Below are 18,609 nucleotides of genomic sequence, written 5' to 3'. Positions count from 1 at the left end.
CACCCTTTCATCCTAATTGGCTTTCAGGACACGATAGAGAGTATCCCTTTCCACCGCATCTCGTCCCGCCTTCTGTATCATATGAATGAGGGCGCGCTTACTCATCACCTGACTCGTCTCGGCCCCTGCCGAGTGAATAATCCGCTCTTCCACAACAGTCCCGTCCAGATCATCCACCCCAAAAGCCAGAGAAACCTGAGCCAATTTAGGACCAAGCATAATCCAAAAGGACTTAATATGGTCAAAGTTATCCAGGAAAATTCTCGCAACGGCCAACATTTTCAAGTCCTCAAATCCGGTCGTACTGTCAACTCCCATCTGCCCTTCCAATTGAGTGTTTTTCGGATAAAAAGGGAGTGGTATGAAGGTGAGAAAACCTCCGGTACGATCTTGCAAATCTCGAAGCTGGAGGAGATGGTCGATTCGTTCTTCAGTTGTCTCCACATGGCCGTAGAGCATCGTTGCGTTCGTTCGCATACCTAAGCGGTGGGCTGTTTCCTGGATCTCCAGCCAACGTTGGCCTGAAACTTTCTTTTCACAGATTTTTGCCCGGACGCGCGGTGAAAATACTTCTGCGCCGCCTCCCGGTAAAGAATCAAGACCAGCTTCCATCAGCTTCTGTAAAACCTCGCGCAAAGAAAGCTCGGTAATTTGAGTGAAATAATCAACTTCCACCGCCGTAAAGGCTTGAATACAGGCTTGCGGCAAAATACTTTTCACCCTGCGCAGCATCTCCAGATAATAGTCAAAGGGCAGATCGGGATTCAGACCGCCCACAATATGAATTTCTGAAACTCTTTCCCGGGCTGCCTCATGGGCAGCTTTTTCTATCTCCTCAAGGGTTAGGGTAAAAGCCCGGGGGTCTTCTTTTTTAACCCCATAAGCGCAGAAATGACAGAGATTCGTACAAACATTGGTGTGATTAATATGGCGATTGACAACAAAGTAGGTGTTATTGCCATTTTTTTGTTCACGTTGAAGATTGGCCATATAGCCGAGAGCTAAGATATCCCGGCTGTTCATCAGGCGAACGCCATCCTCAAAATTTAAGCGTTCACTCTTTTCCACTTTCTTAATCAAGTCGTATAGTTCACTTTGAGCAAACAGCGAGGTCAGATCGTCCCCCTCCTTTTAGCGTAAAATAATTAAGTCCAAAACCGAAAATACAAAAAGCATAACACTTAAATAACCATTCAAGTCAAAAAAAGCAACTCCAACTTTGGAGAGGTCGCTGGCTGTGACAAGCCAATGCTGACGGAAAAGCAACACTACGGCAATCCCAACGCCTAAGTAATAAAGCCAACTCATCGCCATGACAACTCCAACCGCAACAAAAAACAAAGGTGCCAGGATATGCAGAACAGAGGAGATTTCCAGGCCTCTTTGAACCCCGAAAATAGCCGGTATGGAATGTAATCCCTCTTTACGGTCAAACTCCACATCTTGACAAGCATAAACGATATCAAAGCCGGCAACCCAAGTAATAACTCCCAAGCCCAAAAGAATGGGCGCCCAAGCCCAATGTCCGGTCACTCCGATCCAAGCCCCGGCAGGAGCTAAGCCCAGTGAGATGCCCAAAACCAAATGACAAGCCCAGGTAAATCGTTTGGTGTAGGAGTACAATACTAAAAAAAAGACGGCAATCGGCATTAACCAAAGTGCCAGAAGATTAAGCTTGTAGGCTGAATAGCCTAACAGCAAAAAGGAAAGCACGGTGTAAAGATAAACTTCTTTCACCCGAAGCTGACCAGCCGGCAAAGCCCGTTGCGCCGTTCTGGGATTACGAGCATCAATCTGCCGGTCAATCAAGCGGTTCAAAGACATGGCTGCAGTCCTCGCCCCAACCATGGCTAAAGTAATCCACAACAATTTCATACCTGCCGGAATTCCATTGGATGCCAAAAATGCTCCCAGATAGGCAAAAGGCAAAGCAAAAAGAGTGTGTTCAAATTTAATCATTTCCAAAAAAACTTTAATTTTATTCATTTTTTACTCCGTTCTCATGATCCAACCTCATGGAGATAGAAATCCGGAGCCAACTGCTTGGCCACAAAATGATAAACCTCACGTAGCGGCTGCAGCTGAAGCTGCGTACCAGACGAAATCTCATTGAGGATATCGTTCGCTTTTTGGAGAATTGATAGAACCACATTTTTACCCAGACACTGCTTAGAGGCTCCCCAGGCCATTCCCAGTTCCAAACCAAAGGCTTCCAGCTGATGCCGAACCGGAAAGGAAACATCCGCCAGTTCAGCACTCAGGCGGGCCGCTAAAGCCGTCAGAGCAGCACTTTCTTTTTCAATAATTTTCAGCCACTCGTCCGGACTCAGGTTCCTGTCACGCGCCAGCCAACGAGAAATTCCCCCTTCACTCATAGTCCCAATGACTTGAGCTAAGGGGGCTAAAAATGGTAAGAGCTTTTCCTGGCAAAGTTCCAAAAAAAACTTACCATATAATAAGTCTCCGACCAGTACCGGGAACTGGCGAAGCTCTTCGGCGAGATCATCATCATCTTTCATCAGTTTATGAACCTGATTAGCCATATAAATCAGCTGAACAATAGCTGCTAAAACATCCGATTTTTGTCCCTGATCGCCACAAGATCGACTGACAGCTAAAACTATTGCCGGACAAACCGTTCTATCCAGTTCATCCATATCCAAATGAACCAACTCTTCAAACTTAGCGGATCTGAAATTTATTTCTCGGCGCAACCGCGCTTGTACTAAGTTCAACTTCTCTAAGAAGCTGAATTCTAGCGGCATCATGTTATCGCTCCTTGTCTCGCATTCAGACATTAACCTATTACTTATTCTATACATTTAGTAAAAGTCCTGCCCATTTATTTATTCCACAGTGATAATATGACAATATTATTCCTATAGTATGTACTCAAACTCGAAATACAATAGACCCTGCAACTTCATCAGTTACAAGGTCTATCTAGTACCCGTCAGAAAGTCAAACTTTTGCATGACATAAGTCAGAATTTCTTTATCCGCACTCGTTTTAGTCCGGAGTAAAATAAATATCCCTCCTAAATATTTACCGCTTTCTTAGGATCCTCTACTATTCCTCGCTTAATTTCCGTTGCAGTCATATGGCCTGCTTTAAAATGATCTGTTAAATAGTTGCATGCATCCCAGGGATTGACACGGTCCCCGCAAGTAAAGACGTCAACTGCTGCGTATCCAAGTTCCGGCCAAGTGTGAATGGCTAAGTGTGATTCGGAAATTACTACAACTCCGCTTACCCCTTGAGGACTGAACTTGTGAAACGCTACCTCACGTACCTCAGCACCTGCCTCCAGGGCTGCGTCGACCATCAACGTTTCGACCTTTTCCCTATCGTTTAAAATGTCGAAACTACACCCATAAATTTCAGCCAACACATGACGTCCAAGAGAATTTGCCAATTGTGATCTTTGCCCCCTTTTCTACTAAAAAAACACGAAGGAACCTGAGCCTACCACATTTTCATGGGTCATCCCAAATTTCCATCAGGTTAAATTTTAGCACAAAGTTCAGTGATGTCAATAAAAAATTATACTTATTCGTGATATCCTTGAATAGATTATAATTTTTCCAGGATAAGGTGTAATAATGTCTGATTTCCTTCAAATTCCTCAAGTATTCACTTCCTATCATATGAAATAAAATCTGTTTATGAACATCGTCCCTAAACAACAATTCGACAATGCTTTATTCTCCTTAGTTTGCCAAAATGTATTCCGTTTCCGGCTATTTTTCTTGAAGTTTAAACTGAGCGGTCTTTTAGGCAGCCGATAATTCCAGCGTAAACAAAAAAGAGAAACCGTTACATAGACGGCTCCTCTTTTGCGGTCCCAATGCTTTAAGTTTGGCTAGTTAATCAATGTTGCCAAAGCTTTGGCACGATAGACAGACAGCAGCGAGAAATTAATCGCTTATAAAAAATTTACATGGCGTTTTTATAGATCTGAATCACTTGTTCGAGCGTTGCTGTTCGCGGATTAGTCAATTGACAGGCGTCCAACTTGGCGTTACCGGCCATCAAGGCAAAGTCTTTTTCTTTAACACCCAGTACGGTCAACCCCGTGGGGATTCCGACATCTTGAGAAAGCGTACTGATGGAGCTGAAACACTTTTCAGCCGCCTCTCTGGCAGAAAGTCCCGCTATATTTTCTCCCATAGCCGCAGCGATCTCTGCGTAACGCTCGACATTGCCGATCATATTGAAGCGTGAAACGTGAGGAAGAAGGATAGCATTGCAGACACCATGCGGCAAATTGTAGAATCCGCCTAATTGATGAGCCATGGCATGAACATAACCTAAACTGGCATTATTGAACGCCATGCCCGCCAATAACTGAGCGTAAGCCATTTGTTCTCTTGCTTCAAAATCGTCCCCATTTGCTACAGCGCGGCGCAAATACCTGCTGATTAATTTAAACGCCATTAGAGCGGCTGAATCGGTCACAGGCGTGGCAATTGTAGAAACATAGGCTTCAACGGCATGGGTGAGGGCGTCCATCCCTGTGGCGGCGGTTAAACTTGGCGGCTGCTTCATCATCAATAAAGGATCATTAATTGAAACATTAGGGGTTACGTGCCAATCGACGATGGCCATCTTAATATGCCGTGCCAAATCGGTGATTATGCAAAACCTTGTCATTTCCGCAGCTGTCCCGGCAGTAGTATTAATGGCAATCATCGGAACCATTGGTAAGGGAGATTTATCAACCCCTTCATAGTCATTAATTCTGCCGCCATTACCTGCAACAAGCCCGATTCCTTTGGCACAGTCGTGAGAAGAACCTCCACCGACGGAGACGATCAGGTTGCACCCCTCTTTAGTGTAAATCTCTAAACCATCATGAACATTTTTATCCGTCGGATTGGGCTCGGCACCACCGTAAATGACAACCTCAAGACCTTCCTTCCGGATAATATCAGCAATTTCCTGTGCCATACCAATCTTTTCAAGATAAGCATCTGTCACTAACAGTAGTTTGGTCCCACCGAGTAATTTAGCTTGTTTTCCTGTTTCCTGAACTGCTCCGGCTCCCATGAGGTTTACTGTTGGCATGTAATACCCATACACTTGATGAATAATCGGCATGTTTTTTCCTCCCATTTCTTTTGGCCTCAGCCATTAGTCTTTGTCAGCAGTGACTCTATTGTCACTTGCACTTGCTTTTAGGTATTGCAACAATCATGCCAATAATCCGAATATTCAATTATGATATTTGAAACAAGCCTTATACCAACAGCTGCAAATCAACGCCTCGCACATTTGTCTTTATAAATTCCGATTCAGGTAAGACAATTAGTTTTTTATGCCCTAATTTGACACACTTTATAGGGAACAGAGGTTTAATTCTGGAACATTATTGCAGTTTCAGCAGCCTAATTGAAAGCCAAATAACTTAGCTTTGCCGACTATACAAAAAAGGATTAAATTTCTGAGTACACCCTCAGAAATTTAACCCCTCAAATGCTTTCCGGCTCCTATTTTTCTACCTCTACAGAAATGTATTCTGCCCAAGCTTCCCGTATCCGGCAAACTGAGCAGACCTTAAGATAGCTCATACAAATTCTTATGTCACTTTATTTTGCTATCCTGATTCAATTCCTTTTGAACCTTAATCAATTCGCTGAGAATGCTTACAGCTAATTCTTCCGGAGTCTCTGCCCCGATATTCAAACCGATCGGAGAATAGAGTTTTTGCAATAATTCACCTGGCACTCCTTCTTCCTCCAACTCAGCTTTCAAGGCTTTAACTCTTCTGCGACTGCCAATCATGCCTACATAAGCCGCCGGTTGGTAGATCACTTTTTTCAAACAGACTTTGTCATAGCGATGCCCCCTGGTAACAATCACAACAAAGGTATGCGGATTAATAGGTATATCATCCAAGGCTCGCTCAAAATCATTGCATATAACCCTATCTGCAGTGTTAAAACGGACAGAATTAGCAAACGAAGGACGATCATCGACTACCGTTACCTCATAGCCAAGGATTTTAGCCATGATGGCAAGGGGATGTGCTATATGACCCGCACCTAAAATCAGTAATTGCACAAGTGTTGTTGGCGGTTCAAGCAATAAGCGAAAAGCTGCTTGCGTCGCCGAAGTTTCACATGGCTCAAAATCAGAGTTCAAACGGATCAATAAAGGCTGACATCTGTTGCCACTTATCTTGGCCTTCTCCAAGGCAACCCGCTTCAGATCCTCCAAGCCGAGGTCTCCTTTGACATCCCCGGTATCTTTAAAAACAAGTTTATTTCCTATTAAGCCTTCCTCCGGTGCCTCAATAACAGTGACCAGAATAGGATTGCCGCAGCCTTCGTCTAAAGCTGCCAAATAGTCTTTGTAGAGTCCGGTCTGATCCACAGGGCCTTGAAAACCCAAATAATCCATAAATAATTCCATGGTCCCTCCGCAGACCATCCCTTCATCCTGAGCGATATCTGCGGTCATATTCAGGTAATAAATCTTAGACGTGCATGTCTGCAAAACATGCAGAGCCTCCTGCCTGGCCTCGGCTTCACCACATCCGCCACCGATAGTGCCCGCAATCATCCCATCGGAAAAAACCAACATTTTAGCTCCGGGTTTGCGAGGAGTTGAGCCCAGCACGCTGGTTATAGTAACCAGAACAACCTCCAAATTCTGCTCATAAGCTTTTTTCAAGGCAAGAAATACTTCTTTTTCCATTAACATTCCCTCTCTAAGCTGAACTTCCACAGATCATAATTGCGAAAGCAATTTATTTTACTTATGCTGTCTGGGATTCTCTAAGCGTCATTAAATCTGCGCTTAGTCTTATTTATCGCGATTTCATCATTTTTATGCTGCTTCAAAGGACAAACTAAAAAGATTTTTAGGCGCTTTAGCTTTTATGGCCTGTTAAGCAGAAGAGCCAGATCCACTCCCTTAATATAAGCCATACTCTCAAAAATTAAAACCTTATTTCACTAAGTTTATTCCATAACCTTACTTTGTCAACCCAACTCTCCAGGATACGCTTTGCCGAAGCACTTTAGGGATAAAGCCAACAGTGTTCCGCTATTTTCCGGCAAGAAAAGCTCTGACTTGACCTGTTGTCGCCGATACGATACCATAATATAAGGAACAATTTGTCTGCTCTCGGTTACTATAAACCTTTGACAATTAATCTATACAATTTAATCCACTCCAGGACGTGTAAACCACGTCTTCCAAAATGTATTGGAGGCTATCACAATGGAAAAAATCAAAGTGCAAGATTCAGTCGGCTCTGTTCTGATCCATGATATGACGCAAATTATCCCCGGTGTTTCCAAAGGTCCCCGCTTTCGCAAGGGACATGTTGTCCAAGAAGAAGATATTCCTGTTTTATTAAGTATGGGGAAAGAGCATATTTATGTTTGGGATCAAACGCCCGGCCTTATTCATGAAAATGAAGCTGCTGAACGTCTCGCTCAGGCTGCGTCCGGACCAGGACTCGTTTACGATTCGCCTAAAGAAGGGAAGGTCACACTCTCGGCCGCCCAGGACGGTATTCTTTATGTCTCCGAAGAGGGCATTTTAGCTTTGAATACTTTAGAATATATTGTTTTCTCAACTCTCCACAATCATCGCCCTGTAAAAAAAGGAGATAAGGTAGCCGGGACTCGTGTCGTTCCTCTGATGATTGACGAAAAAGTGATTCTCGAAGCGGAACGAATTGCCGGCACGTTTTCATCCCCCCTTCTTGAAGTTCGTCCCATGAAATCCCTTAAGGTTGGAATTGTCACAACAGGAAGCGAAGTTTTTCATGGCATAATCCAGGATAAGTTTGGACCCGTTCTGCGCGCAAAAGTCGAAAGCTGGGGATCGGTTGTTCTGGGACAAACCCTCGCCAGTGATGATGTCTCAAGAATCCAAAGCTGTATTCGCGATTATTTAAGCCAGGGTGCAGAGATGATTCTGGTCAGCGGAGGGATGTCCGTCGACCCGGACGATGTCACACCAACAGCTATCAAAGAGATGGGAGCTGAACTCATCACCTACGGTGCCCCTGTTTTGCCCGGCGCCATGTTTTTACTCGCCTACATGGGGGATGTTCCCATTCTAGGCTTACCTGGATGTGTTATGTATTCTAAAACAACCGCCTTTGATTTATTCGCCCCGCGCCTGCTCACAGGAGAGCGGCTGTCCCGCCTTGACATCGTCAAGCTGGGACATGGCGGACTCTGCCTTGACTGCCCGGTCTGCACCTATCCTCAATGTTCTTTCGGTAAATAAATATCATTAATTCCATAATTAAATTATTCCAAACTAAAATAACTGGCAAAGAACGATAAGGTCTTTGCCAGTTATTTTAGTACTTGCTCCTTTATTTCACTACCGGTTTGTATTATTTGATTACAAGTGACAGGCATTTTACTTTGCTGTTTTTCCATCGTGGCATACTCTAAGTTTTTACATCTTACCTATTAGTTGTCCGGTTTGAATATTTATGTTATTCTGAATTATAAAATCATTCATGGAGAAGGAAGGGAGAGAGTTGTCTAACCATTGGACTCGCTTTATGAATGGAGAAAGCGTTGAAGCGGAAGTAGCTCCTTCCATCTACCGCTCCTGGCAGCGAAGCAAAGAATATCGAGTTGATCATACGCTAACCTCTAATCAGGATATTCTCTCTAAACCTCGTCTTAATGAGCGCCGGGATGCCCAGGACGCTTTGATCCGCGCCAGTAAGCCTGTTTTGCCTTATATTTTCAGCTTACTTGGAGGCACCAGCACCAGCTATACAGTTCTGCTTTGTGATTACGAAGGATACATTATTGAAGCCACGGGCGACGCGCCTTTTATGAGTAAAGCTCAGAAGGTGAATTTGAGCCCCGGCGCCAGTTGGCGTGAAGAAATCAGGGGAACCAACGCCATCGGCATCGCACTGCGCGACAATGCACCCATTTCTGTCCTGGGCTGGGAACACTTCGTACGCGATAATCACTTTCTGGCCTGCTGGGCTGCGCCAATTCAGAACAGTCAAGGAACTCCAATCGGTGTTTTGGATATTAGCGGGGAAGCCAGCCATGATCGCGAAAAGGTCTTGTATGTCGCGAGGATGGGCGCAAATATGATCGAAAAAAATTTACAGCTCTTCGATTTAGAGAATCAGCTGAAATTTTACCAGGAAGGAGCCAAGTTAGCCTCCTCACTCCTGAAACAGGGATTTCTGGCCATTGACCGCAACGGCGTCGTCACTAATATCAACGCCTTCGGGGCGGCATTGCTTGGCCGCAGACAAGAAGACATCATCGGCCAACTCGCGGGAGACATCTTCAGTTCACCGAAAGGCTGGATGTTGAGCGGACATTCTCTGGACTTACACCTGAAAAATCACTCAGGAAAAGAGATAGCCTCTCACCTCAAGCGGGTAGTCGACGAAGCCGGCCATTCTTTAGGTATCGTCGGAACACTGGAAATAGCCAAAGATTCTTCAATGATATGCCCTAAGCCCTTGTGGATCGGGCACAGCCAAGCTACCCGGCAAATTCTGGCACGAGCTTCAAAAGTTGCCGCGACTCACTCCTCAGTTCTCATTCACGGCGAAAGCGGAACCGGCAAGGAAATAATTGCCCGCACAATTCATCAGCTTAGCCCGCGCCGTGAAGCTCCCTTTATAGCCTTAAACTGTGCCTCATTATCCGCTTCCCTCGTTGAAAGCGAGCTATTCGGTTATGTGGAAGGCGCTTTCACCGGAGCCCGCCGGGGCGGGAAACCCGGGAAATTCGAATTAGCCGAAAAAGGTACTATTTTCCTTGACGAAATTGGCGACATGCCCCTAAATGCTCAAGTCGCACTGCTCAGAACACTGCAGGAAAAGGAAGTTTCGCGCATAGGCGATACAAAAACCACAAAAATTGACGTTAGAGTCATTGCGGCCTCGCATGAAGACCTTTCCGCACTGGTTGCAAGGGAACGGTTCCGCCTGGATTTGTATTACCGTCTAAAAGTCGTAACCCTGGAATTGCCCCCATTGCGCGAACGTATTGAAGACATTCGGGATTTAGTTCCCTATTTCATTCGTAAAGCATGCGAATCTTTTGGCAACCCGCTCCTGGGAATTCATGAAGAGGTTTATGAACACTTACTGGCCTATCCCTGGCCCGGAAATGTTCGGGAGCTTGAAAATTGCATCGAAAGTATGGTTGCTCTGGCAGATGGCCCTTTCCTTACCACCAAGGATTTGCCGGATGAATTCAAGCTCTTCGTTCCGGAAACCGAACCGGAACCTTTATTGGAGCAGCAGGCTAAGCAGGCCATCCTCTATGCCCTCGGTCAAACCAAGGGTAAGATTGCTCCGGCTGCCAAACTTCTGGGTATCGGACGAAATACTCTCTACAGAAAGATTAAAAAAATGGATATTCAAATTTAACCACTCTCTTCAAACCCTTGAACAAAGTTCAGACAAAAACTCCCTAAGGCCTAACGGCGCCTAGGGAGTTTTTATTTCTATCCGGGCCAACCCGTCCTGTAGCACTTGAGCCGGCAAATGCATATTGTGGATTACTCAAAACCTTGCAATCTTAGTTAAGGAGGATTAGATATGCCGGTGAAAGTCTTCTTAAAAACCTACTTAACAATTTTTTTGCCCCTGGCCTCTCCTTTTTTTATTCTATCTGCCTGCCTCCTGATCTTTCCCATCAATCACACACTTATCAGCTCTGGGTATTGCTTTTCTCTGTTGATGAGCCTTTTCTTAACTGCCAACTGGCGGGTGGTCGGGTTTAGCGTCAAATTCGAGCGGCGTGACGAATATCTAAAGACTCTTACGGAGCTTTTAGAAGACCTTGGCTATACCTTAACCCACAATGAGGGACTGCTCACAACCTTCGAGTCCCGGGACTCCCATTTTGTGAGCAGGGAAATCAACGTCTATTTGTTTAAAGACAGCGCTTTGATTTTGGCACCAAAACGATACTCGGCCTATTTGCAGCAAAGCCCCCAAACGAAGCTCTCCCTACTGCTGCGTTACTTTGCTTAACCTGCCTGTAAACCGTAATTAGCGCATAAGGCAGCCAGTCCCCCTGAGAAGCCGCTCCCCACCGCATTAAATCTCCATTCTCCTTGATGGCGGTAGAGTTCGCAAACGACCAAAGCCGTTTCAACGGAAAAGTCTTCTCCCAAATCGTAACGCATAACTTCTTGCTCATTCACTTCGTTGACTACACGGACATAGGCATTGGAAACTTGCCCGAAATTTTGCCCGCGAGCTACAGCCTCATGGATCGTTACTGTGATGGCGATCCTTTCCACATGACTTGGGACATTCGCCAGATCAATTTTGATTTGCTCATCATCCCCCTCGCCTTCCCCGGTGAGATTATCGCCCGTATGCTGGACGGAACCGTCTCCGCCGACAAGATTATTGTAAAAGATAAAGTCTTCAATCCCTCCGGCGCGACCATTTTGATCAAGCAGGAAAGCTGAGGCGTCAAGGTCAAAATCAGCTCTCCCCGAATATTTATTCGTATCCCAACCTAAACCTACAACAATTTTGGAAAGCCCGGGATTCCCTTTCGTTAAATCAATTTTTTGTCCTTTTTGCAAACTAATCATGACGAACACCTCGTTAAATTATTTTTAAAATTCGAGTCCCTTTAGTCAATACCTGAGGTTTCCCCAGCTTAGACATCTAAGCCGAAATCTCTGCAGAGCCCTGCCAAGCCATCTTGATAACCGCTGCCTATGGCATTAAATTTCCACTCTGCACCGTTGCGATAGAGCTCTCCCACTACAATCGCCGTCTCCACAGAAAAATCCTCACCCAGGTCATAACGGATAAGTTCCGCGCCGGACTCCTCATCAAGAACCCGCACATAGGAATTAGCTACTTGGCCAAAGTTTTGCCGGCGTTCTTTAGCTTCATGAATCGTAATTCCGAAAGAAATTTTAGCAATGGCACCGGGTACTAAAGAAAGGTCAACTTTAATTTGCTCGTCATCGCCCTCCCCCACCCCGGAACGGTTGTCACCGGTGTGCATGACAGATCCTTCAGAGCTCGATGTGTTGTTATAGAAAATAAAATTTTTATCGTCAGTAACTTTTCCCTCAGAATTCAACATAAAAGCGGCGGCATCAAGATCAAAATCATTGCCTCCATCATATTTGTTAACATCCCACCCCAGGCCAACAACAATCTTTTTTAATCCGGGATTTCCCTTCGTCAGATCGACTTTTTGACCTTTTTGCAGATTAATAGCCATTACAGTATCCCCCTTCAACTTACTTATTGATAACGGCGAACAATTTCGCCCAGAGATGCATCACGAGTGGCTTCCCCAATGGCTGCAAATTTCCATTCATCCGCGTGGCGATAAACTTCAGCTACGATTAAACTGGTTTTTCCGGAATAATCTTCAGTTAAATTAAAGCGGCATAATTCTTGTCCGTTGCCGGAATTAACCACCCGGATAAAAGCATTGGCAATATGTCCAAAATCCTGGCGGCGTTTGACGCAATCATAAATATTCACAACAAAGACTATTTTATGAACTCCACTGGGAACCTTTGCTAATTCCACGTGGATTTGTTCATCGTCTCCCTCTCCGCCACCTGTAAGATTATCTCCGCTATGCCTGACACTCTGATCAGCACTGTGAAGATTGCCGAAATACACCAACCGCTCTTTTGAGGTAAGCTTGTCGTTGGCATCAAGCATCAGAGCAGAGGCGTCGCAATCAATCTCAGCAGGCTTCGTTCCTAAAAGACCGCTTAAAAACCCTCCGGATTTCGTCTTGGAGACTTCGTCCCAGCCTAAACCGACCATTATTTTTGTCAGACCAGGGTTTCCTTTCGTCAGATCAATCTTTTGTCCTTTTTGCAGGTTGATAGTAGCCATATTCAATCCTCCATTTCAAATTAGGATATTTTGTTTTTTTCCGTATCGTCATCATTAGCCTTATTATCTTTTTTGCCAAGCAAAAGGTGAAAATAATGAAAAAGAAAGGTGCTGAAAAAAACAACAATTAAGATCAGGAAAAACAGGAGATCCGAGATTGTATAACCAAATACTGAGGCCATCATCTTGATTCCGATTAAACTGATTAAAACGTAAGCTGTCGTCTCTAATTCCGGGAATTTTTCAATCAGGATTAAGAAGAGTCGGGCAACTCCCCGCATCATCAAAATCCCGAAAACAGCCCCGAGAAAAAGTACCCAAACCTTTTCACTGACTCCGAAAGCAGCTAAAACACTGTCGATGCTGAAAGCAATATCCATCAGCTCGACCTGGAGAACCACCCCCCAAAAACTTTTAGCTTTACCCTCAACAGGTTCATCCTCGTCTTCACTGTTCATGAAGAAATATTTCGCTGACATCCAGAGCAAATAGAGAGCTCCAATCGCCTTAACCCAGCGGATTTGTACTAAATATACCCCAAATCCGATCGCAAGAAAACGAAAGAGATAGGCTCCCCAGATGCCGTAAAACAAAGCCTTTTTTTGTTGTCGTTTAGGCAATTCACGCACAATGACGGCCAGGACGAGAGCATTGTCAGCGGACAATAAGCCTTCCAGGATAATTAAGGAACCGATAATCCCGAGACTTACCGGATCTGACAAAGTGGCCAGCAAAGCATGAAGCGAAAAAAACTGAGCGTAGCTTTGGGAGATCCCCTGGAAAAAACTTGAGACAGAATCCAATTTGAACCACTCCTATTTGTTGTATGTTAACTGACGTTTTTATACAAAGGCTATGCCCTCTCACTATCCGGTCAGGTAATATCATACTTGTATTATTGAAATTCACATAACGTTCACATTCCTCTGGGTGATAGTTTAACCATAACCTAAATAGTACATGATTCTTTTTATTTTTACAATGTTTACCACAAACCATTGTACTTCAAACAGATCCATTATACAACCAAGCCCTTCAGCACTATCCCCAAAAGAGTTTGCAAGATTTCCTCAGCAGCATCAATCCCGCTGCTTTGGGTAAATCGGATTCCCTTTTCCTGTAATCTTCCCTGGGTATATTGAGTAAATAATTCACCGTGGGCAGGCGCGAGAGCGACGTCGGCGTATTTCAGCATCTCCAAATCCAAGAGGGAATCCCCCGCAGCCGCCACGATACTCAAGCCTTCTTTTTCCCGGAGATATTGAACGGCAGCTTTTTTACTGACATGACGCGGAACGAAGTAAAGCTTCCGCCCCTGAATGGACAAATCCCAATGATTCTCTTTCGCCCATAATTCAAAGTCGCCAACTTCTTTAACAGGCATCTTGTCCCGATCAATGACACAATAGTAAAAGAGATCATCGGCCAGCTTACCTGAATCCTTAATGACCCAGGACGGATGGGCAATTTCTTGAAACTTACGAAGCAGATCCCTGCCCTCCGCACAATGACTCTTTCCGGCAGCAACCCTTTGCGTCCAGTCCTTATCTTCCCGGCCCTCAAAGAAGACAGTTCCGCCATTGCTCGTCACTGCGTAACGGGGAACTATGCCATAGTCTGCAAAACCAAGCCGCTGATATTGGGCTTTTGTCCGGGTAGTCGCCGGCACAAACAGGATCTGAGCGGATAGTTCTTTCAGCAGGTTGAGGGCACCCTGACTCATGAACGAAATCAACTGATTGTCCAACTCTTCAAGCGGTTGGAGAAGGCTAGCTTTTGTTAAAGATGAGCATCCCAAAGAGCGCCGGGAATAGAGTAACGTTTGATCAAGATCACTGGCAAATAAAAGCACTTTCCTCATGACAGCTGCTTGATGATCCCGCAGCTCGCATAGGTCAGTTCCGGGTATAGTTCAACCGGAACCCCTCGGTCCTTTGCCAAGAGCAGAATATGCTTCAGATTAGGGTTAGCGGGGTGGTTGATCAAAACCCGCTCGGGCAATCGCCTCAAAAGCACCCTTGTCGTTTCTCCCAGACCCGGTTTCAGCAAATTAATATCTTCGACTTCGTATTTTTCCCGGATTTGCTCTAAATCTTTTAAGCCTTGCCATGTTGCCCGGCAATCTTCCGGCCTAAGGTTTACAAGCCGCTCGTCTTGAAGGCGCTTAAATTCTGCGGAGACCGTATCCACAAAGAGATTCGATACCTCCCGGCCTTCCAGTTCCTGATAATATCTGGCACCGTGAAAATCATGGTCCGTCATTAAATCCCGACGCAAAACCGTTCGGCTGATTAAACCGGAAACCGTAGAATTCAGACAAGCACTCGGAATGAGAAAATCCTCCCGCGTTCCGAAGGTTTGGACACAGTGCCCCGGATCTGCCAGAACGGCCAGATCACTATCCAGTTTATAGCCATACTTCGCCTCAAATTCAGCGCAGGCTTCCTTAAGTGTCTTAGTTATGGCCCCTTTGCCTGTCCAGCCATCAATGAACTGAAGTTTCCCTTCGGGGTGCTGCTGAAGAATATAAAGAAGAGCGTTCTCATCAATACCCTTGCCTCGGATAATGGAAATACTGTAATGCGGCAAAGCAAAGCCTTTTTTTTCGAGCAGATACCGTTTAATCAAGACACCAACGGGCGTTCCGGCGCGTGCTAAAGACACCAGCACTGTTTGCGGACCGTTTCTCCTGAGAATTAATTCCGCAACAATTCCAACCGCCTCAGCAACCTTGAAGGCATTCTCTCGCAGCGCTTGATAAAACAAAGCCATGTATTCCCGGCTGGGTTCATATTCAACCGGCAACATTTCGGAATAATGCCCGCCGGACTGAATTATCTTCTCACGTAGTTTTAAATCCGTTTCCTGGATAAGTCCATTGAGATTTTTCAATAAAAAGGTGACATCTTGCGGTTTATAGCATCCCATCGGCAAAGGGGCTGGAATTGGCTGCAGATGGCTTCTTGCGGTCATTCAAAAACCTCCCTTCTGTCGAGGCAAGACAAATAACGAAAACTAAACGCGGAATACCCTTGTCATGGAACATTCTTACGAGAGGGGTCAAGCGCTCACGGCTGACCTCTCTTTCTAAAAATACGAATACTTCGTCGTAATAATTTTCGGGCAGGTTATACATATAATTGATAAGCCCCGGATCTTCCGGACTTCTGAAGGCACATCCCTCCCGGATGGCATAACCACCTTGGGAATTGGTATAAATGGGGCTTCTTGTCGTCGAATGAAACAGCACCCCATCTCCCATATAAGCTGAAACCAACATCGGGAAATACATAAACTCTCCTGTGCCCAGGCATAGGGTGACTGAACCCTGACGATTGGTCTTTAATACCCGGCCGAGTTTCTGGGCCAAATGCCAGCTTGTCTGTTGCTCATGCGTATTCAAGCCAAATCTTCCCGTCAATTTCAGATAGGGGATTGGATTTTGATCTCCCAAGGAATCTTGGGAGAAAACCGGAATAGTTTCCGGAAAGCTGAACTCCTTCAACTTCGAGATTATTTTATACTCAGGATAATCGTCCAGCTCAGGATTGGGCAGATCTGAAATTTCCTGAGGGTCCCGGGAAGCGGCACAACTATTTTCCGCCTTTGCCGGACTGCTGAAAGCGATTTCTCCTGCCATTAAGGATATGGTGTGGATTTTTGTGTCCAGCTCCGCTTCAAGCCGGCGAAAATCAGCGCGGTGTTCTCCAGACCTCCAGTCCAGCAACGAGAGAAGCACGTAATTTTTCTTGGGGTATTGACGATGGATGGCTCGAATAATATTAAGGGCCGTATTGCCCGTGGTTAGCTCGTCGTCGACAAGAACAATCCGCTCAGAGGAGCTAAGATAGTCTGCCTGCGCCGGATAACAGCGATGGTTAACAGCATGGGAATGCTCTTCCCTAAAATCAAGTTCTGCTTGCAGGCAAGGAATATATTCCCGAGTCGTGTGAAGATAGTATGCGTTTTCAAACAAACTAAACACCGCTTGACCCAAAGCCGTGGCTGTTTCTGCAAAACCGATAAACAACGTCTGACCGGGCAGATTCAGGAGCGGCTTTTGAGCCACCGACTCATAGGCTTCTTGCATCTGCTGCCCTGTTTTGAGGGCCTGAATAAGGGGCCAGGTCTGATCATGCTCAAGACCGGAAAGTTTGTTAAAACATTGAATAGCGAGGGCCGCCCCTGCCAAAAGCGGCAGAAAAGGAGCTCCGGGAATGTGTTTGCCCAGAACCTTACTGACGAATAAGAACCTTCGCCGTTTGTTTTTCCTTAACGCCAGAGAAAATAAAGTTTCCGGTTCTAAATTAAAAGGATTATTTTTCAATTGAACTTTAAGGCTAAGCCCTGGCAGCTCATACGTGTAGTTCTTGAGTAAATAAGCTGACGAAATTTTGCTGTTCATTATATACTCCATAATTCCTGGCCCGCAGCAGTATTTTCTGAGCCCAATGATAATGCGGTTTCGGTTCATTCATTTTGTTGGCGTAATGACTTTTTAAAACCCCCTGCTGCCCATAGCCTTGCTCAAGAATGGCCAAAGCGTCAAGATACTCCTCATAGCCCACAACATACAAGGCGTGAACAGGAATCAGATGGCTGGGATGGATCACTGTTTTCCCGATCAGACCATTTTCCTTATCCAGGATGACCTCGCGGATCAGACCATCCATGTATTTATTCAAAAGCTGTTGGCGCACGTTGGTTCTGTTATGTCCCGGGCTCGTCTGAAATTCCTCAAAAGGGCTTCTGCGCAGCAAAGGTTTTAAGACTCTCCCCTCGCCGGCAAAGTATTCCCACACCGGACCGGAGAGAACATAATCGCTCTCAATTCGTCCGAAAATATTGAGGATATCGGCAATGCAGTCCCGTATAACTGTGATATCATAAATAGTCACATCCGGCCCTCGTCTTATTCCAAAAAGACCGGAAAAATCTGTCGCTCCAATCCGTACATTTAAAATGAGGTCCTGATAAGCATCAAGAAGACCTTTAATCTCCAATAATTCTTGAAGCCTTGTTTCCCGATAAATAACTTTGGGACTTTCAATAATCGGCATCCCGTAGAAGCGGTCTGAAGCCTGACTATTAAGGTCCCCAAGGACCTCCAGATAACGATAACTGTCCGAAGAGAATTTCGGAAAGACGAAGCCCGTTAACAACCCGGAATACTTTCCTATTTTATCCACAAGCTTAAGAACCTGATCGGGAGTGCGAACTCTAATAAAAATCAGAGGAAGGTCCTCCGACGCCAATTCTTCCTCTGCGATAGCCTGACCGAGTCTTCGGATCTGAGCTGTGAGATTCTCTTCAGCCAAAATCACTTCCGAATCGGCAATAGAATCTTCTAAACAAACGACAGCCGCAACTAAGCCCGGATTCTTTTTCCTGATAAACTCCTGAGCAATTGTTTCCCGGGTTCCCGGCATATAAAGGGTCGCCCCTAAGGCATGGGAAAGAAGCGAACGGGGAGTATGTTTGTTGAAAGGCTCCGGCCCCTTAAAAAAGGTGATTTTCTGATTTTCCGGAGTTAGATAACTAAAATGCTTCACTTTATTGTCCTAACCATTACGTTAGCCTTCCCTCCTCACGGCTGTGAGCAAATTTAATCTTCAGACCTCAAGGCAGCAGATCTTAAAGTATTAAATTCTAGCCGTCGCCTGCAAATCCCTCTTTTTTGAGAAACTCAATTCCCCTCCGATTTCCCAAGGCATTCGGTTAAGGACAAAATGCCTCTCACTTAAGTCTTGGCT

Annotated in this window: 17 protein-coding genes; 3 read left to right on the top strand and 14 right to left on the bottom strand. The window is 45.3% G+C overall.

Annotated features, from left to right (window positions below):
* Nucleotides 1-12 precede the first annotated feature (12 nt).
* The 6 genes from mqnE to REC12_RS24835 form a co-directional block, all read right to left on the bottom strand.
* Nucleotides 13-1,116, bottom strand: coding sequence for an aminofutalosine synthase MqnE (gene mqnE / locus REC12_RS24860; protein WP_308899173.1), 1,104 nt, complete (start codon nt 1,114-1,116; stop codon nt 13-15).
* Between the two features lie 15 nt (nt 1,117-1,131).
* Complete coding sequence (locus REC12_RS24855) at nt 1,132-1,986, bottom strand: UbiA-like polyprenyltransferase (protein ID WP_308898871.1); 855 nt, start codon at nt 1,984-1,986, stop codon at nt 1,132-1,134.
* A gap of 14 nt (nt 1,987-2,000) precedes the next feature.
* Nucleotides 2,001-2,768: a polyprenyl synthetase family protein gene (locus tag REC12_RS24850; RefSeq protein ID WP_308898869.1), complete on the bottom strand. Its 768-nt coding sequence runs from the start codon at nt 2,766-2,768 to the stop codon at nt 2,001-2,003.
* Between the two features lie 269 nt (nt 2,769-3,037).
* Complete coding sequence (speD, locus tag REC12_RS24845) at nt 3,038-3,415, bottom strand: adenosylmethionine decarboxylase (RefSeq protein ID WP_308898867.1); 378 nt, start codon at nt 3,413-3,415, stop codon at nt 3,038-3,040.
* A gap of 521 nt (nt 3,416-3,936) precedes the next feature.
* Nucleotides 3,937-5,100 carry an iron-containing alcohol dehydrogenase gene (locus REC12_RS24840; protein WP_308898864.1) on the bottom strand — a complete coding sequence of 388 codons (1,164 nt, stop codon included), beginning with the start codon at nt 5,098-5,100 and terminating at the stop codon, nt 3,937-3,939.
* A gap of 483 nt (nt 5,101-5,583) precedes the next feature.
* On the bottom strand, nt 5,584-6,699 hold the full coding sequence (locus REC12_RS24835) for an XdhC family protein (RefSeq protein WP_308898862.1): 1,116 nt from the start codon (nt 6,697-6,699) through the stop codon (nt 5,584-5,586).
* A gap of 528 nt (nt 6,700-7,227) precedes the next feature.
* On the opposite strand from REC12_RS24835, the gene REC12_RS24830 reads away from it, so the two are divergent.
* The 3 genes from REC12_RS24830 (at nt 7,228) to REC12_RS24820 (ending at nt 10,999) form a co-directional block, all read left to right on the top strand.
* A complete protein-coding gene (locus tag REC12_RS24830) occupies nt 7,228-8,250 on the top strand; it encodes a molybdopterin-binding protein (RefSeq protein WP_308898859.1) in 1,023 nt (340 codons plus the stop codon).
* Nucleotides 8,251-8,512: 262 nt separating this feature from the next.
* On the top strand, nt 8,513-10,390 hold the full coding sequence (locus REC12_RS24825; protein WP_308898856.1) for a sigma-54-dependent Fis family transcriptional regulator: 1,878 nt from the start codon (nt 8,513-8,515) through the stop codon (nt 10,388-10,390).
* A 171-nt stretch (nt 10,391-10,561) separates the two neighbouring features.
* Complete coding sequence (locus REC12_RS24820) at nt 10,562-10,999, top strand: hypothetical protein (protein ID WP_308898854.1); 438 nt, start codon at nt 10,562-10,564, stop codon at nt 10,997-10,999.
* Here REC12_RS24820 and REC12_RS24815 read toward each other — a convergent pair.
* The 8 genes from REC12_RS24815 to REC12_RS24780 form a co-directional block, all read right to left on the bottom strand.
* Nucleotides 10,996-11,574 (bottom strand): TerD family protein, encoded by a 579-nt coding sequence (locus REC12_RS24815; protein WP_308898852.1) that lies wholly within the window; start codon nt 11,572-11,574, stop codon nt 10,996-10,998. The two genes, REC12_RS24820 and REC12_RS24815, sit on opposite strands and share 4 nt — an antisense overlap.
* A gap of 68 nt (nt 11,575-11,642) precedes the next feature.
* Nucleotides 11,643-12,221: a TerD family protein gene (locus REC12_RS24810; protein WP_308898850.1), complete on the bottom strand. Its 579-nt coding sequence runs from the start codon at nt 12,219-12,221 to the stop codon at nt 11,643-11,645.
* A 23-nt stretch (nt 12,222-12,244) separates the two neighbouring features.
* Complete coding sequence (locus REC12_RS24805; RefSeq protein WP_308898848.1) at nt 12,245-12,856, bottom strand: TerD family protein; 612 nt, start codon at nt 12,854-12,856, stop codon at nt 12,245-12,247.
* Nucleotides 12,857-12,876: 20 nt separating this feature from the next.
* Nucleotides 12,877-13,659, bottom strand: coding sequence for a MeeY/MeeF family manganese export membrane protein (locus REC12_RS24800; protein ID WP_308898847.1), 783 nt, complete (start codon nt 13,657-13,659; stop codon nt 12,877-12,879).
* A gap of 215 nt (nt 13,660-13,874) precedes the next feature.
* A complete protein-coding gene (locus REC12_RS24795) occupies nt 13,875-14,717 on the bottom strand; it encodes an HAD family hydrolase (RefSeq protein WP_308898845.1) in 843 nt (280 codons plus the stop codon).
* Nucleotides 14,714-15,829: a cysteine protease StiP family protein gene (locus tag REC12_RS24790; protein ID WP_308898843.1), complete on the bottom strand. Its 1,116-nt coding sequence runs from the start codon at nt 15,827-15,829 to the stop codon at nt 14,714-14,716. The genes REC12_RS24795 and REC12_RS24790 overlap by 4 nt, the downstream gene beginning before the upstream one ends.
* Complete coding sequence (locus REC12_RS24785) at nt 15,771-17,261, bottom strand: phosphoribosyltransferase family protein (protein WP_308898841.1); 1,491 nt, start codon at nt 17,259-17,261, stop codon at nt 15,771-15,773. The genes REC12_RS24790 and REC12_RS24785 overlap by 59 nt, the downstream gene beginning before the upstream one ends.
* Nucleotides 17,212-18,408, bottom strand: a complete 1,197-nt coding sequence (locus REC12_RS24780) for an HpcH/HpaI aldolase/citrate lyase family protein (RefSeq protein ID WP_308898838.1) — start codon at nt 18,406-18,408, stop codon at nt 17,212-17,214. The genes REC12_RS24785 and REC12_RS24780 overlap by 50 nt, the downstream gene beginning before the upstream one ends.
* Nucleotides 18,409-18,609 lie beyond the last annotated feature (201 nt).

Source organism: Candidatus Desulfosporosinus nitrosoreducens (genome assembly GCF_030954495.1).
GTDB classification, from domain to species: domain Bacteria; phylum Bacillota; class Desulfitobacteriia; order Desulfitobacteriales; family Desulfitobacteriaceae; genus Desulfosporosinus; species Desulfosporosinus nitrosoreducens.
The sequence above is the reverse complement of the archived record's forward strand: the minus strand, read 5'-3'. Positions and strand labels throughout refer to the sequence as shown.